The organism is Pseudoalteromonas sp. 19-MNA-CIBAN-0066 (assembly GCF_040308705.1).
GTDB classification, from domain to species: domain Bacteria; phylum Pseudomonadota; class Gammaproteobacteria; order Enterobacterales; family Alteromonadaceae; genus Pseudoalteromonas; species Pseudoalteromonas nigrifaciens.
In genome coordinates, this window is sequence record NZ_JBEONZ010000006.1 from 91898 (window position 1) to 114291 (window position 22394).

Sequence of the window (22394 nt, forward strand, 5' to 3'; positions counted from 1 at the left end):
AATCAATGTTATTCAGTGTTTGCGTGTGTAAGTTTTTATAACTAAAAATCTTCATATATATAACTTTTAATATATGAAGGTTTGTTGGCTAGTATGTGTATAAAGCAGGTTAGCCTAAGCGAAGTTTTATAAATTCGGCCAGTTTAAAAACGGCATTTTCTGGCTCACTGGCCGTTTTTACTAAGCTAATACCAATATCACCCAAGGATGGTAAAAATTTGGTTTTAAGTTGATAGTTTAGCTCGTTTGGTACAGTACTTTTAGCCAGCACTGTAATGCCTAAGCCTTCTTTTAACGCAGCAATAAGCCCAGTTAAATCGGCGTTGCTATACACAATACGATACTTTATTCCCGACCTTTCTAGCGCCTCTATAGCTCGGCGTCTGTAAATACACCCCTCGGGAGCGGTAACCAAAGTAACAGTGTCGTTTTGTGCCAGCGACAAGTCGCCCACCCATACTAGCTGATCTTGCTTAAAAATAGGAAATTGCTCCGAGTCGAGCTGCTCGTTGAGTGCCAGTACTAAATCAAACTGATCTTGGCGTTCTTGCGATAATAAATGCTTACTTAAACGCGATTTAACTTCCAGCGATACTTCAGGGTATAAAGCTACAAAGTCGCCAATAATAGAGGGTAAAATACGCGCTGCAAATTCGCTTGGAATACCCAAACGTACTCGGCCGGTAATACTTTCTGAGGTAAATAGCTGCAAAATGGCATCGTTGTGTTGCATCATTTGTTTAGCCATTGGCAATAATAGCTCGCCATATTGATTAAGCACTTGGCGTTGGCCTTGTTTTTTAAATAATTTATAACCGAGCAAATCTTCTAAGCGCTTTATTTGCAGGCTAACCGCAGGTTGCGATAAGCCAAGTAAATCGCCGGCTTTAGCAAAGCCGCTGGCCTCTACTACCATTACAAAAGTGCGTAAACTATCTGTTGAAATGTTTTTCATATTTAAAATCACAATTAATATCGCCATATATATAAGCATTATTTATCAATTGATTAATAATTACAATTTGTTGTTGTACAGCGGGAGCAATATACTTTTGATATTATAAGTTTGATAGGTGTTTGTTATGACTTTTAGCCCCATTATGTTTGCCCGCCATAGCAAAGCTAACAGCGCGGTTATTAATTCTTTGCAGGCCAGCAACAACCACGTTGTAATAGACTTTAGCGGCACAGAAGCCTCGGTATTTTTAAGTAATATACTAGGCCACGATTTAACTAAGTTAACTGCCAGTGGTTTGGGTTTAATTGGCACCCTTGATGGCGATTTTAATTCTGATTATAGCTATGCCGTTTACTGCTTTAGCGAAACCGCTTTTAGATTTATATTACCGCACTGCGCAAGTCTGCAATTACAAGCACTTATAAACGAGCAACAACTGCGTTATGACATTGATTATGTTATGCGTACTGACCTAGCAAGCTTTATTTTAAGCGGCAGTAATGCCTTTGACTCAATTGTAGAAGCCTTTAAATTAACGCCGGGTTTACGTCTTTCAGATGCACAATTATGTTACGGTACGCAAAGCGGTGACGTATTTATCACAGTCATAAATAAAAACGACCAGCAACAATTTGTACTGGTGGCTAAAACTCCTGAGCTGCAAAAGTGGCAAGAGTATATGCAAGCCCAAGGCTTTGCCCTTATTCAAGGCGCTGCAGCGTAAAATATTCACCCTAACTTGGGTGCTCACAGCTTAGTATTAATATTTGGCTGTGTTTAATTACAATTTGGCAGGCGTTAAATGCAGGCCATATTATTCCCCCTCATTAAATTGAGGCCACGCCCAAATAACTGGGTTAATTTAAAAGTGAAGGAATATCATGACTTCTAAAACAGTACTTTATGCTAAGCACCTTGAAGCGGGCGCTAAAATGGTTGATTTTCATGGCTGGGAAATGCCAATTAACTACGGCTCGCAAATAGAAGAGCACAATGCAGTACGCAACGATGCCGGTATGTTTGACGTATCGCACATGACCATTGTTGATATACAAGGCGAGCAAGCACAAGCATTTTTACAAAAACTAGTAGCAAACGATGTTGCTAAACTTACCGTACCTGGTAAAGCGTTATATACCCCAATGCTAAATGAGCAAGGCGGCGTAATTGACGACTTAATAATTTATTTTTTCAGTAACACCTCTTATCGCCTAGTTGTTAACTCAGCAACTCGCGAAAAAGACTTAGCTCACCTTGCTAAAATATCAGCCGATTTTGCCGTTACCGTTACAGAGCGTAACGAATTTGGCATGATTGCAGTGCAAGGCCCTAACGCTAAAGCTAAAACTGCCACATTATTAACAGCTGAGCAAAATGCAGCAATAGAGGGTATGAAACCGTTTTTTGGCGTGCAAACAGGTGATTTATTTATTGCCACAACGGGTTATACTGGCGAAGACGGTTACGAAATTGTAGTGCCAAAAGAGCAAGCTGCCGATTTATGGCAACAACTGTTAGACGCAGGAGTTGCACCAGCAGGTTTAGGCGCACGCGACACGCTACGTTTAGAAGCGGGCATGAACCTTTATGGCCTAGATATGGACGAAAGCGTATCGCCACTAGCGGCTAACATGGCTTGGACTATTGCATGGGAACCACAAAGTCGTGACTTTATTGGCCGTGATGTACTAGTACAACAACGCGCCGACCAAAGCACTGATAAACAAGTAGGCCTAGTGCTAGAAGAAAAAGGTATCTTGCGCAGTGGCTCTAAAGTAATTGTTGATGGTGGCGAAGGTGTTATTACTTCTGGCACTTTTTCACCAACACTGGGTTACAGTGTAGCGCTTGCACGTGTACCACGTTCAACGGGCGACACCGCTCAGGTAGAAATGCGTAAAAAATTAGTTACCGTAAAAGTAGTAAAGCCTGGCTTTGTACGTAACGGTAAATCAATACTTTAAAGTATAAATAAATTTAATTTTGGTGCTATCACCCAATATAAACCAAAGGACAAAACAAAATGAGCAATATCCCTAGCGAGTTAAAGTATGCCTCTTCACACGAGTGGGTTCGCAACGAAGGTGACGGTACGTTTACTGTTGGTATTACTGAACATGCGCAAGAGTTACTTGGCGACATGGTATTCGTAGAACTTCCAGAAGTAGGCGACGAAGTAGATGCAGGCGAAGAGTGTGCAGTAGCAGAATCGGTAAAAGCAGCATCAGACATTTACGCACCAATTGGTGGCGAAATTGTTGCAATTAACGAAGAGCTAGAAGACGCACCAGAAACAGTTAACACCGACGCGTTTGGTGACGGCTGGTTATTTCGCATTAAAGCATCAGATGAGTCTGAGCTTGAAAACCTACTAAATGCAGAAGACTACGCAAACACTATTGACGAAGATTAATCTTTAGTGAGTAAAAAGCCCCATTATTTAAAACATTGGGGCTTTTATGATTTTGCTGCTTACCTTTCCATACACTGTAAGTTATTAAATCATATTAATTTTAAGTTATTGCTGGTTACCCATTAGTAATAATCACATTTTTTGGATCATAGGAATCTGGACACATGTCAAACGCCAAATCTCTTGAGCAGTTAGAGCAAACGCAAGATTTTATTCGCCGCCATATTGGGCCAAGCCCAGCGCAAGTAAGCGATATGCTTAGCGCGCTTGAAGTATCGAGTGTTGAAGAGCTGATCGGTCAAACTGTACCTGCAGGTATTCGCCTTGAGCAGCCTTTAACCGTGGGCGAAAGCCGCACCGAAGTTGAAACACTAAGCTACTTAAAGTCAGTAGCAAGCAAAAATAAAGTTTTCAAATCGTATATTGGCCAAGGCTACCACCCAACACATGTACCGCACGTAATTTTACGTAACGTACTAGAAAACCCAGGTTGGTATACTGCGTACACTCCATATCAGCCAGAGATAGCGCAAGGGCGTTTAGAGTCGCTACTTAACTTTCAAACTATGACCCTAGATTTAACCGGCCTAGATTTAGCAAGTGCATCGTTACTTGACGAATCAACCGCTGCAGCAGAGGCTATGGGCCTTGCAAAACGTGTATCTAAAGCGAAAAAAGCCAATGCATTTTTTATTGCCGACGACGTACACACACAAACAATTGACGTAGTAAGCACCCGCGCCGAGCAGTTTGGTTTTGAAATAATTGTAGGCAAAGCAGCCGACGCTGTTAACCATGAGATTTTTGGCGCGTTATTTCAATACCCATCAACAACTGGTGAAGTGGTAGACATTACCGACCTAATTGCTGGCGTACAAAGCAAAAAGGCAATTGCCTGTGTTGCTGCCGACATTATGAGTTTATTACTATTAAAAGCACCGGGTAAATTAGGCGCAGACGTAGTATTAGGTTCGGCGCAGCGTTTTGGTGTACCTATGGGTTACGGTGGCCCACATGCTGCATTTTTTGCAACACGTGACGCGTACAAACGTTCATTACCAGGTCGTATTATTGGCGTATCTAAAGACCGTTTAGGTAACGATGCACTGCGTATGGCAATGCAAACGCGTGAGCAACACATTCGCCGCGACAAAGCCAACTCAAACATTTGTACCGCGCAAGTATTACTTGCCAACATGGCAGCGTTTTACGCTGTGTACCATGGCCCACAAGGCTTAAAAACTATTGCTCAGCGTATTCATCGCTTTGCCGATATTTTAGCTGCAGGCTTACAAGCTAAAGGCGTGAGCCTTAAACACAACACCTGGTTTGATACCCTAACGGTAGTAAGCGATAGCAAAGCCGACGTTATTGCGCGTGCACTAGCAAGCGGTGTTAACTTTGCTACTAACCGCGATGGCGAATACTCAATTGCCGTATCAGAAACCACCACACGTGCAGACGTAGCGCAGTTATTTGATATTGTATTAGGCGAAGGCCATGGCCTAAGTGTTGATGCAATTGCAGCCGATATTGAAAACAATGGCAGCACGTCAATTCCAGCAAGCTTAGAGCGTGATGACGAAGTATTAACGCACCCTAACTTTAATTCGTACCACAGCGAAACTGAAATGCTGCGTTATATTAAGCGCCTAGAAAACAAAGATTTAGCGCTTAACCACTCAATGATCTCGTTAGGTTCATGTACCATGAAACTAAACGCGACTGCTGAGATGATCCCAATTACCTGGCCAGAATTTTCAAACTTGCACCCATTTTGTCCGCTAGATCAAGCACAAGGCTATCAAATTATGATGGGCGAACTGCATGATTGGTTGGTAAACATTACCGGTTACGATGCGGTTTCATTGCAACCTAACTCAGGTGCTCAAGGTGAATACGCAGGCTTAATTGCCATTCGTAAATACCACGAGTCACGCGGCGACGCTCACCGTAACGTATGTTTAATTCCAAGCTCGGCGCATGGTACTAACCCAGCGTCGGCACAAATGGCCAGCATGAAAATTGTGGTGGTTGATTGTGATAAAAACGGTAACGTAGACATGGCCGATCTTAAAGCGAAAGCAGAAGCGGTAGCCGAAAACTTATCGTGTATTATGATCACTTACCCATCTACACACGGCGTATACGAAGAAACAATTCGTGAAATTTGCGATATTATTCATCAGCACGGCGGCCAAGTTTACATGGACGGCGCAAACATGAACGCGCAAGTTGGCGTAACTAGCCCAGGCTTTATTGGCTCAGACGTATCGCACTTAAACTTGCATAAAACCTTTTGTATTCCACACGGTGGCGGTGGCCCAGGTGTTGGCCCAATTGGTGTTAAATCGCACCTTGCGCCATTTATGCCTAACCACAGCATTATTAACGTACCAGGTACTAACGAAGGTAATGGAGCGGTATCGGCAGCGCCATATGGTTCAGCGTCTATTTTACCTATTTCGTGGGCTTACATTACCATGATGGGCTCAGAGGGCTTAAAACAAGCCACTGAAATGGCAATTGTAAATGCTAACTACTTAACGCATGAGCTAAGCAAGCACTTTCCAATTTTATACCGTGGCCGTAACAACCGTGTTGCGCACGAATGTATTGTTGACTTGCGTCCGCTTAAAGAGTTGTCGGGTATTACTGAAATGGACGTGGCTAAACGCCTACAAGACTACGGTTTCCATTCACCTACTATGTCGTTCCCAGTAGCGGGCACGTTAATGATAGAGCCTACCGAGTCTGAGTCTAAGGTTGAGATCGACCGCTTCATCGAAGCAATGGTGTCAATTAAGAGCGAAATCGACAAAGTAATCTCTGGCGAATGGTCAATCGAAAACAACCCGTTAGTGTTTGCACCGCACACCCAAGGCGACGTGTTAGATAACGAATGGGACCGTGCATACGACCGTTTTTACGCAGCATTCCCAGTGCCAAGCGTGGCTAAAAACAAGTTCTGGCCAACCGTAACACGTATTGACGACGTATACGGCGACCGCAACTTAGTGTGTGCTTGCCCACCGGTTGATACATACCGCGACTAATTTTTTGATAAAAATTCCACTGTAGAGAGGAATTTATCAAAATTATAAAAGCCGTTGTAGCAATGCAACGGCTTTTTTGTGCATAGTGATTCGCCATAAATTATATGAACGTAGGTTGGGAAGAGTGAAACGAAACCCAACGAATCACAAATATACTTACTCGCTCAAAAGCCAAGAGTATGTGCTATTTAATGTAGGCGTTAAGCTTGCTGGCGCGCGAGCGCCAGCCCAAAAGTTATAAATAACATTGTGCATTCGTAGCCTTCAGGCTACATTTGTTCAGCAAGTTGAATAAATTGGAGTAATTATTATGGCGCTACAAACATCAGATTTTAATCCGTTTGACTATATATGGAAACACAGCAGGAAATTAATACATTTTTAGAAGAGTGTTTAGCTGATGATGATCCAAATACCTTTATCGAAGCACTTGGCTTATTAGTTAAAAACATGGCGTGAGTGATATTGCTAAAGCAGCGGGGTTAAATCGTGAAAGCTTATATAAAGCAGTTAACGGTAAAACCAAACCACGTTGGGAAACTATTTTTAAAGTGATGAAAGTACTGAATCTTCGCCTTACAACGCAAATAAGGTAGGCCGGATAAGCGGCGCAGCCGTGCCATCCGACAGTCCACATAATTGCTTAAATAAACTTAAGAGCTTACGCTTCAGCCCCCAATAAACTATCAATATAAGCGAGTTCTTCGCTAAAAATACCACTAATGAATGCACTTTGTTCGCTAATTACAGCGTCATGAGGTTGGGCTTTATAGTCTTGTTGGCATCTGACAAGTTCGGTGGCTAACCATTGGCATGTGTTGTTTGCTGTATTTATGGCTGTTTTTAAAAAAGATGACCATTTTATTTTTTGTAGATTAAAGCGGTATAGCGCGACAGCAATTAAGCTATAGGCTTGTTGCTTGGGCGATGGTGCGTTATTGCTCTTTAATGTGTAGCTGTTTAAAAGCTTGGTGCTGATAAGGGCTTGTTGCAGTGCGACTTGCTGTAATTGGCTTAAAAAAGTAGTTGTCATAACGTGTTGTGCCTCTGTGAGCTTAATAACCTGAGCTTCGGATAATAAACTTATCTCAAGCAGCTATTTTCAGCGCTAACTGCGTTGAATTTACTTGCAATAGACTAGCTATTTACGCGTAAATTCGCCTTGTTTTCACTGAAAGCCTTTGGCTAGAGAAAATAAAATTAAATATAAATATGATTCAATACGTTAGTAAATCTCTTAACCAGAGTTCAGGTTTAATAGTTAAGGTTAAGCAAGGCGTTTTATGACTCATGCAGTACCGAAAAAATACAGCAACATTGATAGCAAAATAGGGCTGACTCTTTACTGAATTAATCAAACATAATTGTAATTGGGTGGGGAGCAGGTTTGTGTTGTCTTTTTTATGGGGAGCGCAGGAGTCTGTGTTTTATTGGTGAAAAAATCACGAACTAAAATATCATTCCCTTGAAGCTTAAAGCCTTTCACTTTTCCTTTATATGAATTTCATCTACAACTGCGTTATTATCTAAAAGGTATTAACCAAACCCGAGAACACGTTGAATTATTTAGCTCATCTTTATTTAGCACAGCCTACGGCCGATTCGCACTTTGGTAATTTACTGGGCGACTTTGGTGGTCAACGGCATTTAAACCAGATACCTATAACGGTAAAGAATGCGCTCGATAATCACTATTTAGTGGATAAATTTACTGATTCTCATCCTATAGTTAAAGAGGCTAAACAGTATTTTTCATCTAAGCGTAAGCGTTTTGCAGGGGTGGCTATTGATGTGGTGTTTGATCACTTTTTAATTATGCATTGGCAAAAATATAATCTACAGCCATTAAACGACTTTAAACAAACTAGCTTTGCGCTTTTGCATAAGCGTATGCCTGTAATGCCGCCGCGAATGCAGCACGTTGTAAAACACATGACCGACAACGATTGGTTTAAAGAGTACGAAACTCTTGATGGGGTAGGGCTAGCACTTGATAATATAGCCAAGCGCATTCGCTTTACTAATACCTTTGCTGGTGCTGTTGATGATATAGCAAAGCATTATGATGAATTGAATGTTGTATTTTTAGCATTTTTTCCGGAGCTGATTACGCATGTAAATCAGTTTAATCTTGAAAACGCTAAAAACATCCGTGGGTTTTATACTTTATAGCCGGGGGATTTAATCCCCGAATCTACTTTTTATCCTCGGTAATAAACCTGATTTAGCTATCGGGTGCTTCTAATGTAAATACTAAATGTTTACGCATATCTTTTAAAACAACGCCTTTTTTTAGCATGGCTGCGCTTAAGCGTTTTTGCCATTTTAATAACTCTGGTTTTGCTGCAGCTAAGGCTTGCTCGTTGTCAAATTGAAAGCACAGTAATAAGGAGCCAGGGAATAAGTGATATTGAACGTCAAACCAGCATTGCAGCATACCAGGGAGTTCTGCTAGGCCTTGTTTTTCGAGTGTATCGGCAATATTAAGGACAAGCGCTTGCTGTTTTATTTGCACTGCAGAGAGTTTTTTCATTGTTTTATCCAAGTTGTAGGCTAACAAATACAGCCATAAGTGCTCATTATACCCAAGCTTTTAGGTGAGCAACAACTTTGAGGATAGTTAACCTAAACTCTGGATAATAAATTTATCTCAAGCAGCTATTTTCAGCGCTAACTGCGTTGAATTTATTTGCAATAGGCCAGCCATTAACGCGTAAATTCGCCTTATTTTCACTGAAAATCTCTGGCTAGAGAAAATAAGTTTAAACATCATTATTATTATTAAATGTGTTAGTAAATATCTTAACCAAAGCTCGGTGGTTAAAATAAAAGGCGCTGTTCAAAGTGGTTTTTAAAGGCTAATCTGGGCTTGTTGTAAAAAGACGGTAGTAATAAGTTAATGAGTAAAACCACGAGTGGTATGCAGGCTTATCAGCAGCAAGAAGAAGGTTATCGAATTAAGGCGTTAAGATTGTACCCTTGGGTATGTGGGCGCTGTGCACGTGAGTTTGAGTATTCTAATTTACGAGAGTTAACGGTGCATCATATTGATCATGACCATAATAATAACCCTGATGATGGTAGTAACTGGGAGTTATTGTGTATTTATTGCCATGATAATGAGCATAATAAATATCACGAATATGTGTTGTACGGCGGCACTACAGAGCAAAAAGTGGTGGCGGCTACACATAACCCGTTTGCCGACTTAAAGGCGCTGCTAAACAAAGATAAATAATGGGTAAAGCCATTTTGGCCAAGTGGTTAGTTTAGCTTACTTATTTCAAAGCTTTAGGGTCTGTTTATCTTTCAAGGTTAAATTTGCAACAGTGTGTTTGGTATTTAGGCAAGGCAGAGCCTATGTGGTGTGGTTATTCCCCATAAATAGGCGATAACGTAGAATCAATACCAAACATGCGCTGCCCGAAGGGTTCTTAGGGGCAATTAACTCTTTGTTAGGGGCGTGAGCAGGATGCAAAAGCTTTGCTCGGTTTTTGCTTATTCTTACATGGATGTAAGCCAGTAGAATAACGCAGGAGCAGTTATCGAGCCCACTAGGTTACAAACCTCGCGCCGTGATTAACTCGCCCCTAGTTTGAACGAATTTTAATCCGCAAAGGTCAGCAGACCCTAATCTTTACTAAATACGGCGCAGTCGCGGCCTTGTTTTTTTGCTTGATACATAGCATCGTCGGCGCGTTTAAACCAGCTAGCAACTGTGGTGCCCGGTATCCAAGCTGCAACACCAAAAGATACAGTAACTGAGTTACCCGCAGGTGTTTTTAACTCGTTTTTTATTGTTTCGCGTAGCTTGTTTATAAAGCTAACTTGCTCTTTGGGCGGGATTTCGGGAATTATTAGCACAAACTCTTCGCCACCAAAGCGGTATAGCTTATCTGATTCTCTTATATGTGAATTGGTAATTGACACTAACTGCTTTAGTACTCTGTCTCCTTCGGCATGGCCGAATTCGTCGTTTACCTTTTTGAAAAAGTCTAAGTCTAAAAACGCTAATAAATAAGTGCTGTTATAACGCTCTGCTCGCGAAATGGCGGCTAGTGTATCATCGTTAAGCGCACGGCGATTTAATGCGCCGGTTAAAGGATCGGTACTGTTTAGTTCTGCAAGTAAAGCAAGCTGCTTGTTGCCAAAAGAGGCATATACAAAAGCACAGGCAGCTAGCATTAAGTTGGTTGTAAAGTAAGAGTTTAGTGGCATAACATCGAATAAATTAGGTATGCTCGCAATAATTGCCACATTGCTAAGGGTGAGTATGAGCGCTTCTATTGGTTTAACTAAAAAAAACGTAACGGCTACTACCGGATAAACCCATAGCATACTGTTAATGCCGTTGGTAATTATAATGGCAATAACGCCAATATTAACAAGCAATGCAATAACGGCGCTAATAACACGCGGCTTTTTAGTGTAATGGGCATAACCGACTAAGGTTAAAATACCGCTTACAATGGCTAAGTCAATTAGCGCTGCGACTATGTTATTTTCTATAAAACGAATAATAATAAATGGCGTAATACCAAATACTGACACAATACTGAGTATAAGCAGAATAGAAAGCTGATGTTTTTCTTGTAGTTGCTTGAACATAAATGCCTCAAGGTAATAAGTATAATAATGCCAAACCTAAACTAGTGATAGCTTAAGCAAGCGGTGCGCTTTTAAGTTTTTATTTACTACTTTGTAGGTTGGCACAGCGCAACGTGTTACAAGTTATAGCGTTGCGCTATAAAATAGTCAACTAAGTTAGAAGTTTAGCCTAAAGTTAACTAAGGCAAAACAGCAGGAAAAACTAGCTTGAACTGCAGAGCACTTTAGCTAGTTTTTAATAAGAGGTATTTACGCGGGGCCAACTAATTGCATTGTCACAATAGATAAAATAAGTACTGCTAAACCAAAACAAACAACCCAGTTTAATTTATGACCAAACAACAACCAAGTTGCCAGCGCAGTACCGCTAATTGAAAGAGCTCCCCACGTGGCGTAGGCAATAAACAGTGGGATGCCTTGCACAGCGAGGGTGAGTAAGGCAAACGCGGCCATAATAAAAACAATGGCAAGTATGCCAAAGCGTTTATGTTTAAATCCGTGCGACATTTCTAAAAATACGTTGGCGGCAATGTCAAAAATTACTGAGCCAAGAATATAAAGCCAATATACTGTCATTGTTTTTGCTCTTGCATAGCGTGGCCGCTGTTAATTATAACAATGCCGATAATAGCTAATAAAAGTGCAAACATTTGGCCAATAGAAATAGCTTCGCCTAAAAATACAAATGACACAGATGCAATTAATATCATCCCCAAGCCTTCCCAGAAGGCGTTAGCAAGTGCGATAGGAATTTTGCTGGTGGCTTGGCTAAGAGCAAGATAAGCTAAGCCAACCATTAAAGTTACAAATAAGCTACCTAATAGTAACTGGTCTTCGTTTACCAGCCACTTCATTACTGTTGTACCTATAACCTCAAGAGTTACAGCTATTATTAAATATATCCAATGCATTTTTCCTGCTCTTAATACTAAAACATTGTGCGTATAATACTGCTTATTATTTTTATACTATAATTGCTCAGAGTCAAAATAATTGACACTAAGGGGGCTTGATGAAATTAGAGTCGTTACAGTACTTTGTGATGATTGCACAAACCGGCTCTATTGCTAAGGCGGCAGCGCGCTTGTCGGTTAATCGTAGCACTATGAGTATGGCGCTATCGACGCTAGAGGATCAGTTGGGTACTGCGCTATTTATTCGCACTGGTAATAGTATGCAATTAGCCCCCGCGGGTGAAAAAATAATTGACGATAGCATTCGCTTAATTAACCTTGCTGAGAGTATTAAGCACCGCTGCCTGCACGATGACGAGCAACTGCCACACCGCTTAGTTATTGGCCGTGATGATGCTTTACCCGAAGCCTTTTGGCGCGAAATTATTCGCAGTATTCGCAAGCGCTACCCAGGTATATCGTTAGAAATGCACTATGCGAGTGCAAATGCGTTGCAGCAAATGGTTGAAGAGGGCTTTATGGACTTAGCTTGTTGCTTAGATCAGAGCTTGTATGCAAATACTCAGCTACCTTTACAAGTTTTGGGCTGGGTGGCATTGCATATGGTTATTGCCAAAGATCATCCGTTAACGCAAATGCGCTATGTAAGTAATGAGGACTTAGCCAGTGTGCCGCAAATTGCTTATTTAGATTTAAGCCAAAGTGACATTCAAACCAATGTATCTGAGCGTTACGATATTGCGTTAAGTAGCTTTGAGTTAATTAGGGATGCAATACGCGACAAGCTAGGTTGGGGTTATGTGCCAGAGCCATTATTAAAAGGGTTTCAACCACAAGAGGTGGCGCGCATTGCTCATGGCTATAATGTTTCGTGGCATGGGTATGTGGCTATATCGCAGCAAGTAGTTGAAAACGAGCAGCCAATAATTCGTGAGATTCGCCGCCTTATTAGCGATCAGATGGTGGCTTTACCTGGCATCGATATGAGTTTGCCTGCGTAATAGAGGGCTGTTTGTGCACTTATACACAAAAAATAATTGCTCCCTTTCGGCTTTTTAATCAATACAAAAACGACAAGCTAGAATGGCGAAGGTATTGCGAGTATTATAGCCTTTGGCAGTAGCGAAGAGGTGCTCTTTTCGTCTTAGCAATAATATATTAATGGAAGTAACGAATGACAACCAGTGGTCAAAATAACAGTAAAGGTAAAAAAAACAATCCATTATTTGAGGTCGTTTTTAATATTATAGTGCCTTCAATTATTTTAATGAAGTTTTCGGGGCCTGAATATTTAGGAACCGTTGTAGGGTTAATTGTCGCGCTTATATTTCCTGTGGGTTACGGTATTTATGATTTTATTAAAGCACGCTCGTTAAATTTTATTTCATTATTAGGTTTTTTAAGTACTTTATTAACGGGTGGCATTGCGCTGTTTGAGCTTAATGTAGAATGGTTGGCAATAAAAGAAGCGGCTATACCGGGTATTATTGGCCTGACTGTTTTAATGTCGGGTTTTTTTGGTAAGCCATTATTGGCAAAGGTGCTGTTAAACTCGATTTTATTTAAGTTAGATGTAATTTACGATACGTTAGATGCGCGCGGTAATACCCAGCGTTTTAAGCAGCAAATTACCAAGGCTAATTATATTTTAGCGCTTACTTTTGCTTTTTCATCAACTATGAATTACGTGCTTGCTAAGTGGATAGTGACCAGCCCTGCGGGTACGGTAGAGTTTAACGAGCAGCTTGGTGAAATGACCTTGCTCAGTTACCCTATTATTGCTATTCCGTCTATGTTGGCAATGATTGGTATTTTCTTTTATGTGATTAAAGTAATTACTAAATTAACCGGCATGAAGTTTGAACAAATGGTTCATTCACAGTAATTTAAGTTACTAAGTTTTTAGTATAAAAAGGCTTACAACTATGTGTTGTAAGCCTTTTTGCGTTTATAGCGGCTCGGGTTTTGCCTCATTGGTATGAGCTTCAAATAAGGCGACTTCGTCGGTAGGCTGGCTTACGCTATTTTTTTGTAGCGCAACATATAGATCGGAGTGAACATAAATGCCATTTTTACCCGATACCATTCCGGCAATTTCAAACCACGATAGAAGCTGGCGCTTTCTACCTGCTAGTTCAAGGCTAATGCCACGCTTTTTAAATATAACGTCTAAATCGGCAAGCATGGCCATAACGCTTAAATCTAAATGGGTAAAGCAAGGTACGGCATCAATAATAACGCATTGGGTATCGTCTTTTTGTTTTGCGTATTGCTCAAGTAATCTGCGTTTAAAGTAACTGGCATTAAAGTAAGTTAATGGCGAATTAAAGCGGTAAATAAATACCCCTTGCACGGCTTTTGCTTTATCGGTGGCATCTAAGCTTCTTACCACGCCTTTTATGTCTACGCCTAATATGTTGTCGGTAGGGCGCATTACGGTGCGAATAAATTGAAATAAACCCAGTAATACAGCAAGCGTAATACCCGGAATAACACCAATAAACAGCACGGCAAACAAGGTAGCTAAGGCAAGGTAAAACGCCTGCTTATCTTTAAACTTTAGTTGCCATACCGCTTTTAAATCTAACAAATGCACAGAGGCAATAATAAGTACCACGCCGAGTGCTGCACTAGGTATAAACTCGAGCGGGGCGGTTAAAAAAATAGCAATAATAGCAATAATAGTGGCGGCTATAATCGACACTAATTGCGTTTTACCGCCATTAGCGTCGTTAACCGCGGTGCGAGAGTCGGCGCCACTTACAGCAAAGCCTTGCGACAACGCAGAGGCGAAGTTGGCAATACCTAGGGCTCTAAACTCTTTATCTGCATCTATGTCGTAGCCATTTTTTGCGGCAAAACTACGCGCTGTTAGCATCATACTTACAAAGCTCACTATGGCTAAGTTAAGTGCCGGCACAACTAGTTCACGAATAATACCAATATCAAATACAGGGGTGTTAAATACCGGCAGTCCGCCGGTTACTGTGCCTATGGTTTTAATATTAAATTGCTCTAAATTAAAAAACCACACTAATATTGCGCCCAAGGTAATGGCAAACATTGATGCGGGCCATGTAGGCTTTAGTCGTTTCATAACAAAGTAAATAACCACAGTAAATAAGGCCATTAATAAAGTGGGAATATGGGTTTGTGATAAATAAGTGGGCACACCCCCTAAGCGTTCAAGTAGGTATCTTTCATCAAAGGTAAAACCAAATACTTTAGAAAACTGACCCACAATGATAGTTATGGCTACACCGTTTAATAAGCCCATTAAAATAGGCTTAGATAAAAAGTCTGCTAATACACCTAATTTAAATTTACTGGCTATAAAACACCAAAAACCAGTCATGGCGGTCATGGTTACAACTAGCTGCCAGTGCTTAAAACTGTCGCCTGCGGCAAGCGGGGTTACTACTGCAGCTATAACTGCACAGGTTGCTGCATCGGGGCCAACTATTAATTGTTTTGAGGTGCCAAAAAGTGCATATAGCATCATGGGTAGTATGCAGGAATACAGCCCAACTGCAGCATTAACACCAGTTAACTGTGCATAAGCAATAGCAACGGGTAGCGCCACGGCGGCAACCGATAATGCCGCTCTTAAATCATCAGCAAACCATTGTCGTTCATAATGAAGTAAAGTATTTAAACCCGGCATAAAATTATATAAACGCGACAGCACTACCTTTCCTTATTAATAGTAATTGCTCTTTGATATTAAGTTTTATATTAAGATAAGTATAGCTAGGGAGAGGGTTTTTTATGCAATATAAAGCTGCTTTTGTATAGGCATAAAAAAGCCTGCATAAAAGCAGGCTTTAGCCTTCAGGGAAAATTAAAATTTAGCGCGAATGCCTAAGCTATAACGGCGATCCGCCTCAGTGTACTTCCAAGCACCGCCTAGTTCAGATAGGTAGATTGAAGGTTCACCGGTTAAGTTTGTTGCGTTACCTACTAGGGTAAAGTTTTCGTTTATGTCCCAACTTGCAGAAAAGTCTAATTGGCCTCTGTCATCGCGGTAGTTATTACCATAAACAGTACCGTCTTGTGAAATGCTGCCGTTAGAGTTAATGTTTTCTACGCGTTTTTCGTTTTCAGTACTTAAGAAACCGTCACGGTAGTTATAGGCTAGGCGAGTAGAGAACCCTTCATATTCCCAAAAAACTTGTAAGTTATAAGTATTTTCAGAAATGTCTAATAGTGGGTTTCCGTTTGGTTGCTCACTGTCTGCGTAGGTGTAGTTTGCATTAACACCTAAACCAGAAAATGCACCCGGAAGGCTTGTAAAGAACTGCTGGTAACCTACTTCAAAACCTTGAACCGAGCCATTTTCGCCGTTTACATTTTTAACAGTATCGATACCCGTTAGTCCTGCATCACGCAGACCTGCAACATGGTTAAAGCCATCTGCATCTACAGGATAGTTAGTTGCATCAGAGTAAACCATATTATCTTGAGATACGCCGGCAGTATCAAGCTGACATACTTGGTTCCACTGTGTTACGTTTTGCAGTGCAGCGGTAGTTGATGAGGCAACACACGTGCTTTCGTTGCTTAAAAATGACTTAACATCTTTATAAAATAGTGCAAAAGACAATACGTTACCTTCATCAAAGTAATGCTCTACAGATAAGTCGTATTGGGTTGCGCGGTATGGTTCTAAATCAATAGCTCCTTGAGTTGCACCCGTTCGGTCGTTATTTACGTCAAATGCTGGGCTTAGCTCGCTAAAGTCGGCTCTGCGCATAACTTTTGCTGCAGCAAAGCGAAATAGTGTTTCGTCTGAATAGTTATATGTCACGTTTAAGCTAGGTAAAAAGTCGGTGTAATCATTTTCACCCGTCACTTTTACACCGTTTTGGTAAACACTTGACTCAAGATCTGTTGTTACATAACGAGCGCCCACAATGGCTGTAACACTATCAAAGTCTAAATAAGCCGATATATAAATTGCAGCGGTGTCTTCAACTACATTTTTGTATGCGCTTTCTTGAAACTCTTGGTTGTCGTGTAAGCTCCCAGTAGACGCTAAATTAGTGCCTGCTAATAGTTGCTGTAATTGAGCATACGTATTACTTGGGTTAGATAAACCATTATAAGTAAGGAATGTTAAAAGATCGTTTTGACCAGAATGACCTAGTTGATTAAAAGAGTTATCGTGGCTCATAGTTGTAAAGCTGCCAGGAAATAGGGCGTTATAATCATCGGCCCATAAAGTTGCTAATGATCCATCTGAGTCGTTAATAGCATTTTTATAAATATCTTTAATTTCTACTTTGTATTGTTCATATTCGTAATCGCGTTTAGTAGCACGAACACCTGCTTTTACTTTAGAGATCCAGTTTGCACTGCTTAGCGGCTCAAACATTTCAATATCAAAACGAACCGCTGTTTCATCATTATTGGTTTTTCTATCTTCGCTTTTGAATGTTCTTAATGCTAAATTTTGTGGATTAGTAAATGCAGTTGGATCTGAATGTATAATGCTTGGTAAGCGATTACCGTCTTGTGAAAATGCGCCATCATATAAATTATTTACTAAATCAACACCGCCACTGGCTTCAAACGTCGATTTTTCGATTGGACGTAATGTGAATTCTGAGTCAGGCCTTATGCTTTTTGACGATGCAACAGCAACTTCACCAGAAATTTTGATGCTATCGGTAAGGTTCCATTCTGCACCAAGTGCATTTGAAAACGAGTCAGTATCACGAAAGTCACTGTATGTTTTAGGAATGCCAAATTCGTTAGTTAACGTATAGTTATTTACGCCGTTAGCGTCTTGTGTGGTGTTTGCATCTGTTGATAGTGAACCTGCTACACCTTACACCTAAAATAGAGTTACCAGCTTGCTCACCAGAGCGCTTAGTACCACTTAAATCAAGGTACACCATGCCATTACCCGACTGTGGTGCCCACTGAAGTGATAAATTTACAGCAGTACGTTCACGTTTTTCTACATATTGCTCAATGCTGTGCTCATCTCTGACGATGGCGTTACCGCTTGCTGTATTTCCTTCTTGACCGTTAATTAATATGTCTTGAGGCTTTACGCGGCTAGACGTTTCGTCTTGGCGAATTTCACGATCTTGATATGAAACCATGACAATAGCGCCAAACGTACCCATTTCATCAAAGTCCCAATTATTACCAACAGATCCACTGAATATAGGCGCTACGTTTTCGGTTTTATCTGCGTATTCTGCATCTAACGACATAGCTGCTGTTAGTTTATCTAATTCTAATGGGCGCACTGTTCTTAAACTAACCGTACCACCAAGCGCACCTTCAATCATATCGGCAGTTGGCGACTTAACAACTTCTACCGTTTTTAAGAAACTTGATGGAAAATCTTGAAGGCTAATGCCATCACGAGAATCGCCAATAGTAGAGCGACCATTTAATTCAACCCGGTTTTGCGGTAAACCACGAATCGAAACACTATCACCCACACCAAAGTCAGAATTAATAGATACACCAGTAATACGTTGCAGGGCTTCGGCAATATTATTGTCTGGTAATTTACCAATGTCTTCAGCAACAACAGCATCAACAATACGACCGTCAGTACGTTTAAGCATTGCAGCGGCTTTCATACTGTTAAGAATTCCTTTTACTTCAATAACCTCTATGTTTTTATCTGCAGTGGCTGAGGTGTTTTCAGACTCTTGTGCAGCTAAAGTAGATGATGTCATTAAAATAAGTGCGGCCGCGCTAATAAGTGCAGGATTACTTTTATGTTGTTTATTGATTAGTGAGGAAGTAATTCGATTAAGCTTCATGTATCTCTCCCGTTTGGGTAATTGTGTGTTGATGATGTGCTTTGGTATACCAATTTTTAGGTTCTTTTCTTTTTTTTGGTAATGTTTAAAGTGTGATTAAAATTAGTCCAATTAAGTTTTGATTTCAAGCTTTGTTTACCAGTGGTGTGAATTTGGCATTACAATTTTGGTTTCTTTTTATTTAATATTTAATATTTAACAAATTTAACAAGTTATGTTTTTAATTTGTTTTGTAATCGCAGTTAAAAAGTTTAATTTAATGTTGGTATATAGGTTTGTTATTGCTATTTATTAATTATAATTTTTAAAAGCAAGGTGAGTTTAACCTTACTTATTTGGGAAGGTTGGGGTTTTAACCTATAAAAAAATTCATTGTTTTAGATAAGAAAGTGCTGATAAGTACCAAGGCGATAAAAAGAAATTAACTTACTGAGGGGGTATGAGGCGTTTATTTAAAATAAGAAATGTAAATTACTTACTGGTAATGGCTTTGTAGTTTTTATTTTAAGTTTAAAATTGGTTTGGTTAACCAATTTAATTGCTAATATAAATAAAATATCGACTGGTAATAATAATATAAAATTTAAATGCAGATGTACGAGGGGTTAATTGGGGGAGGTTCTTTTTTATGCATTTGCTGAGCGTGACATTATTTAATGGCTACTTGGGGGTAAACTTTTTAAGAGCAAAATGCAGATACTTTGCTATGTATGATGTGTAATTATTTTAGTAGGTTATTATTTTAGTAAGTTATTAGCACTTAAAAAGCCCGCATTATTAATAATGCGGGCTTTTCTTAATTTTAAATTATTAACTAACAATAAATATTTAGCTATGTATGCCAGTTATAATAGTGCACCTACTTTTGTAGTTCACCTGTTGATGATTCAAGGTGAGCACGAATAAACCATTGAAATTGCTCTAGCTCGGCTAGTTGGCTGGTGATCATATCCTCAGAAACCGGATCAAGATCAGCAAGCGTATCTATGGCTTTACGATGATCGCTATTAATACCGTTATATACATTATCGAGTGCACTTAAATGCTCGGTAACGAGGGCTTTACCAATTGAGTACTCGTCCCATGTACGGCGATCAACAATTGATTTTGGCGTACCAACAGGTATCCCACCTAGCGTTGCGATGCGCTCAGCAATGGTGTCTGTCATTTCGCGTACAACCGCAACTTGCGGGTCTAGCATTTCATGCACGCCAATAAAATTAGGGCCAACTACGTTCCAGTGAATATGTTTAAGGGTAAGTTGTAAGTCAATTAGCGCAACCATACGATTGTCGAGCGTAGAGATAGTTTTTTCTGCTGAATCGTTACTCATACCTGGAGCGGTAAATTTAGCTGTTTTGTTACTATTACTCATAATTTCTCCTACTTAATTATTTTGCCCATTAATTACTATATGAACATACTTTACTTTATTTAAAGCAATCACCATGCCGAGAAGGGATTTTAAATAAAGTTGTTTATATACAATTAGATAGGTTTTTTAATATGAGGGGAAGAATGGTGTTAAGTATTACATATTTGAAAACTATGCACTTTTTTGTAAATTATGCACAGTGTAATAAATATAATAGCTAAAGGGCTTAGCTATTATATTTAATGCTAAGCCCTAAAACTAAGCCCGCAAAGTATTGTTTATTAATTTGACGAGTTATTCAATCCGCAGTGCCATACAGTCACTATGGCCATTAATAATCATGCTTTTATCGACTCGCACACCCGCACCAGAATATTTTCCTGCTGTGGTAAAACTGCATATTTGTACAAAGTAATCGTCTACTTTTGGTAGCGCAAATAATTGCTGATATATTTGCTCTTGGGATGCAAAGTGTCCGGCGGTTTCCTCAATGGTTTGTTGTTGCTGATCGACTACTTGAATATTTGCTCCGCAGCGGCCAACAATGGGTTTTACTACATAGCCGGTTTGTAATAATTCATCACTGAGCTCAAACGCGGTATTGAGCAAATATTTATGATTAGGAAATAAACTCCACAGCACCGGTAAGATTGCTTTATTACTGGGGATCAGTGTCCATAGTGGTTCAAAAACCATGATATTTTTACGCAATAATACATCAGCCAACCGCGGGGTTGCTCCTGCTTGCCATTGCGGCTCAAAATTATGATTTTGAGCTTGATCAGCCTCGCATTCTTCACGAATTTGCTCAAGTGCAGTTTCCCACGACCAGGTTTTCCATACATAATTAAGTTTATTGCCATCGGCATCAATAATATTGCCAAAGGCATCCCAAGACAGAGTATTTAAACCAATAATAATTTTGCACTCAAAACCTGCTGCCGCAATTGTTTCTTTCATAAATAAAGCGTGGTAATGCTCTTCTGGCTCGTCATCTTGAAGAATATGAACTAAACCTTTTACTTCACTTTTTCGCCATGCTTTTACTAAGTCTTTAAATAAGTCTTGGCCTGCATCAATACCCGTTTTAACCCCAAAGTGCTTTGCCCATTTACCCTGAACTTTACCGCTTTCCATATAACACGAAGCGGAGTCGCAGTTGTATTCATACACTTTTAAGCCTGCAGGGGTTAGTGCAAAGTCAAAGCGACTGGTGATCAATTGATTTAAGCGGTTATCCCACGATTGACGAATTTTATTGAGTACTACTTCAGGTAAATTAAACTTTTTTAATAGCTCAGGGTGCTGTAACACATAATCGGTGGCATGCATAAATAAGCCATGCAGTTCATTGGTGGCGTGCTCAATGGCTTGTTGGGCTGTGTGTGAAATAGTAAAGTAGCTATGTTGATCCTCTGCATTGGAGGTAAGCTTGTGGCCTTGCATCATATCTACATAGGCGGCTTCGTCATCATTAGCAATATTTAACCATGACTTTGCAGCTTGGCCTGTATCGGCAATGTAATTAGATTTGATTGTAAATAAATCGGTGTTTATTTCAGTGGTAGGTTCTGCGTGTTCAATTTGATCAGTTTGGGTCATCCAGCCTAAAATAGTTGCATCGTTATAAGAGCATTCAATCCAATAGTCGCCATCTTTGGTTACTTTAGCTTTAAGCTCGCGGCACCAATTTTGATCTTGTGGCCATGTTTGATGGCCAACATTTTGCTCAGCAAGACGAATTTTATCAGGGTGAACTTCTACTACTATGGCAACATGGCCGGTTTCTTCAAACTCACCACCTTCTTCCCAAATAAGTAAACTACCAACTTGAGGATGATGCTTTACGCCATTTTTAAATGCTTGTAAAGGGAGTCTATTTTGGCTGTTAACGTCACGCACTGAGCGTAGCTCAAAAATATCGTAAGCCATCGCTATGTCATCAAAAATATAACCATGATTGAGATACATCCAGCGCCTAGTAAACTCAACACACTGCCATTTATAGCCCATATAAATGCCATCTAAATAACTGCGATAGGCACTGCGGTTGGGGTAAATGCTTTCGTCGGCAGAGTCATAGTCAGACGAGTAAACAGCAACATTACCAGGTGCGTAACCTAATAGTTCACCAAAATCACGAGCTGGAGTGCTAGTTTTCATAACAAGTTTGTTCAAAATAAAGGCCTATAATCTGCTGACTATAGGAGCGAAGTAGCTTGATAGCAAGATAAAATGCTATGCCCTTATTTATGTTTTTATTTGCGACAGATAAAGACAGT

General features: G+C 40.1%; 18 protein-coding genes and 1 pseudogene. 9 read left to right on the forward strand and 10 right to left on the reverse strand.

Features of this window, described 5'->3' with window-relative positions; all coding sequences use genetic code 11:
- Nucleotides 1–109: 109 nt before the first annotated feature.
- A complete protein-coding gene (locus AAEZ18_RS05865; protein ID WP_011329125.1) occupies nt 110–955 on the reverse strand; it encodes a LysR family transcriptional regulator in 846 nt (281 codons plus the stop codon).
- A gap of 127 nt (nt 956–1082) precedes the next feature.
- Here AAEZ18_RS05865 and AAEZ18_RS05870 point away from each other — a divergent pair, with 127 nt between their 5' ends.
- The 5 genes from AAEZ18_RS05870 (at nt 1083) to AAEZ18_RS05890 (ending at nt 7023) form a co-directional block, all read left to right on the forward strand.
- Nucleotides 1083–1682 carry a hypothetical protein gene (locus AAEZ18_RS05870; RefSeq protein WP_179808116.1) on the forward strand — a complete coding sequence of 200 codons (600 nt, stop codon included), beginning with the start codon at nt 1083–1085 and terminating at the stop codon, nt 1680–1682.
- Nucleotides 1683–1839: 157 nt separating this feature from the next.
- Nucleotides 1840–2922 carry a glycine cleavage system aminomethyltransferase GcvT gene (gene gcvT, locus AAEZ18_RS05875; RefSeq protein WP_011329123.1) on the forward strand — a complete coding sequence of 361 codons (1083 nt, stop codon included), beginning with the start codon at nt 1840–1842 and terminating at the stop codon, nt 2920–2922.
- A 59-nt stretch (nt 2923–2981) separates the two neighbouring features.
- A complete protein-coding gene (gene gcvH, locus AAEZ18_RS05880; protein ID WP_011329122.1) occupies nt 2982–3371 on the forward strand; it encodes a glycine cleavage system protein GcvH in 390 nt (129 codons plus the stop codon).
- Nucleotides 3372–3535: 164 nt separating this feature from the next.
- Complete coding sequence (gene gcvP, locus AAEZ18_RS05885) at nt 3536–6427, forward strand: aminomethyl-transferring glycine dehydrogenase (RefSeq protein WP_350594690.1); 2892 nt, start codon at nt 3536–3538, stop codon at nt 6425–6427.
- Nucleotides 6428–6882: 455 nt separating this feature from the next.
- Nucleotides 6883–7023: a helix-turn-helix domain-containing transcriptional regulator gene (locus tag AAEZ18_RS05890; RefSeq protein WP_350594688.1), complete on the forward strand. Its 141-nt coding sequence runs from the start codon at nt 6883–6885 to the stop codon at nt 7021–7023.
- Nucleotides 7024–7088: 65 nt separating this feature from the next.
- Here AAEZ18_RS05890 and AAEZ18_RS05895 read toward each other — a convergent pair whose 3' ends face one another.
- Nucleotides 7089–7460, reverse strand: a complete 372-nt coding sequence (locus AAEZ18_RS05895; RefSeq protein WP_182683938.1) for a hypothetical protein — start codon at nt 7458–7460, stop codon at nt 7089–7091.
- Between the two features lie 524 nt (nt 7461–7984).
- Here AAEZ18_RS05895 and AAEZ18_RS05900 point away from each other — a divergent pair.
- A complete protein-coding gene (locus AAEZ18_RS05900; RefSeq protein WP_086997747.1) occupies nt 7985–8599 on the forward strand; it encodes an acyl carrier protein phosphodiesterase in 615 nt (204 codons plus the stop codon).
- Between the two features lie 52 nt (nt 8600–8651).
- On the opposite strand, the gene AAEZ18_RS05905 is transcribed toward AAEZ18_RS05900, so the two are convergent.
- Nucleotides 8652–8960, reverse strand: a complete 309-nt coding sequence (locus tag AAEZ18_RS05905; RefSeq protein WP_011329115.1) for a hypothetical protein — start codon at nt 8958–8960, stop codon at nt 8652–8654.
- Nucleotides 8961–9326: 366 nt separating this feature from the next.
- Between AAEZ18_RS05905 and AAEZ18_RS05910 the strand changes: the two genes are divergently transcribed.
- Nucleotides 9327–9665, forward strand: coding sequence for a YajD family HNH nuclease (locus AAEZ18_RS05910; RefSeq protein ID WP_086997751.1), 339 nt, complete (start codon nt 9327–9329; stop codon nt 9663–9665).
- A gap of 392 nt (nt 9666–10057) precedes the next feature.
- Here the strand turns inward: AAEZ18_RS05910 and AAEZ18_RS05915 are convergent, their stop codons facing one another.
- From AAEZ18_RS05915 to AAEZ18_RS05925, 3 genes are all read right to left on the reverse strand, one after another.
- Nucleotides 10058–11035 (reverse strand): GGDEF domain-containing protein, encoded by a 978-nt coding sequence (locus AAEZ18_RS05915; protein ID WP_182676450.1) that lies wholly within the window; start codon nt 11033–11035, stop codon nt 10058–10060.
- Between the two features lie 249 nt (nt 11036–11284).
- Nucleotides 11285–11611: an SMR family transporter gene (locus AAEZ18_RS05920; RefSeq protein WP_011329111.1), complete on the reverse strand. Its 327-nt coding sequence runs from the start codon at nt 11609–11611 to the stop codon at nt 11285–11287.
- On the reverse strand, nt 11608–11946 hold the full coding sequence (locus AAEZ18_RS05925; protein ID WP_011329110.1) for a DMT family transporter: 339 nt from the start codon (nt 11944–11946) through the stop codon (nt 11608–11610). Before AAEZ18_RS05925 ends, AAEZ18_RS05920 begins: the two co-directional genes overlap by 4 nt.
- Before the next feature lie 101 nt (nt 11947–12047).
- Here AAEZ18_RS05925 and AAEZ18_RS05930 point away from each other — a divergent pair, with 101 nt between their 5' ends.
- Both AAEZ18_RS05930 and AAEZ18_RS05935 read left to right on the forward strand, forming a co-directional pair.
- Nucleotides 12048–12950: a LysR family transcriptional regulator gene (locus AAEZ18_RS05930; RefSeq protein ID WP_089368717.1), complete on the forward strand. Its 903-nt coding sequence runs from the start codon at nt 12048–12050 to the stop codon at nt 12948–12950.
- Nucleotides 12951–13123: 173 nt separating this feature from the next.
- The gene (locus tag AAEZ18_RS05935) at nt 13124–13834 is read left to right on the forward strand and encodes a VC0807 family protein (protein ID WP_011329108.1); all 711 of its coding nucleotides are present in this window, start codon (nt 13124–13126) and stop codon (nt 13832–13834) included.
- Between the two features lie 63 nt (nt 13835–13897).
- Here the strand turns inward: AAEZ18_RS05935 and AAEZ18_RS05940 are convergent, their stop codons facing one another.
- The 4 genes and pseudogenes from AAEZ18_RS05940 to gss all read right to left on the reverse strand — a co-directional run bounded on the left by AAEZ18_RS05940 (nt 13898) and on the right by gss (nt 22275).
- Entirely contained in the window at nt 13898–15637 is a 1740-nt protein-coding gene (locus tag AAEZ18_RS05940) for a SulP family inorganic anion transporter (protein ID WP_011329107.1), read from the reverse strand.
- Between the two features lie 153 nt (nt 15638–15790).
- Nucleotides 15791–18737 (reverse strand): annotated as a pseudogene (locus tag AAEZ18_RS05945) (TonB-dependent receptor).
- Between the two features lie 859 nt (nt 18738–19596).
- On the reverse strand, nt 19597–20112 hold the full coding sequence (gene dps / locus AAEZ18_RS05950) for a DNA starvation/stationary phase protection protein Dps (protein ID WP_350546521.1): 516 nt from the start codon (nt 20110–20112) through the stop codon (nt 19597–19599).
- 294 nt (nt 20113–20406) lie between these two features.
- A complete protein-coding gene (gene gss / locus AAEZ18_RS05955) occupies nt 20407–22275 on the reverse strand; it encodes a bifunctional glutathionylspermidine amidase/synthase (protein ID WP_350594697.1) in 1869 nt (622 codons plus the stop codon).
- Between the last annotated feature and the right edge of the window lie 119 nt (nt 22276–22394).

Coding starts and splice junctions, on each gene's coding strand:
- dps (WP_350546521.1), bottom strand. CDS start 20,112: ATGAGTAATAGTAACAAAACAGCTAAATTTACCGCTCCAGGTATGAGT.
- AAEZ18_RS05935 (WP_011329108.1), top strand. CDS start 13,124: ATGACAACCAGTGGTCAAAATAACAGTAAAGGTAAAAAAAACAATCCA.
- gss (WP_350594697.1), bottom strand. CDS start 22,275: ATGAAAACTAGCACTCCAGCTCGTGATTTTGGTGAACTATTAGGTTAC.
- gcvH (WP_011329122.1), top strand. CDS start 2,982: ATGAGCAATATCCCTAGCGAGTTAAAGTATGCCTCTTCACACGAGTGG.
- AAEZ18_RS05865 (WP_011329125.1), bottom strand. CDS start 955: ATGAAAAACATTTCAACAGATAGTTTACGCACTTTTGTAATGGTAGTA.
- AAEZ18_RS05915 (WP_182676450.1), bottom strand. CDS start 11,035: ATGTTCAAGCAACTACAAGAAAAACATCAGCTTTCTATTCTGCTTATA.
- AAEZ18_RS05930 (WP_089368717.1), top strand. CDS start 12,048: ATGAAATTAGAGTCGTTACAGTACTTTGTGATGATTGCACAAACCGGC.
- AAEZ18_RS05910 (WP_086997751.1), top strand. CDS start 9,327: ATGAGTAAAACCACGAGTGGTATGCAGGCTTATCAGCAGCAAGAAGAA.
- AAEZ18_RS05870 (WP_179808116.1), top strand. CDS start 1,083: ATGACTTTTAGCCCCATTATGTTTGCCCGCCATAGCAAAGCTAACAGC.
- AAEZ18_RS05925 (WP_011329110.1), bottom strand. CDS start 11,946: ATGCATTGGATATATTTAATAATAGCTGTAACTCTTGAGGTTATAGGT.
- AAEZ18_RS05920 (WP_011329111.1), bottom strand. CDS start 11,611: ATGACAGTATATTGGCTTTATATTCTTGGCTCAGTAATTTTTGACATT.
- AAEZ18_RS05895 (WP_182683938.1), bottom strand. CDS start 7,460: ATGACAACTACTTTTTTAAGCCAATTACAGCAAGTCGCACTGCAACAA.
- gcvT (WP_011329123.1), top strand. CDS start 1,840: ATGACTTCTAAAACAGTACTTTATGCTAAGCACCTTGAAGCGGGCGCT.
- gcvP (WP_350594690.1), top strand. CDS start 3,536: ATGTCAAACGCCAAATCTCTTGAGCAGTTAGAGCAAACGCAAGATTTT.
- AAEZ18_RS05905 (WP_011329115.1), bottom strand. CDS start 8,960: ATGAAAAAACTCTCTGCAGTGCAAATAAAACAGCAAGCGCTTGTCCTT.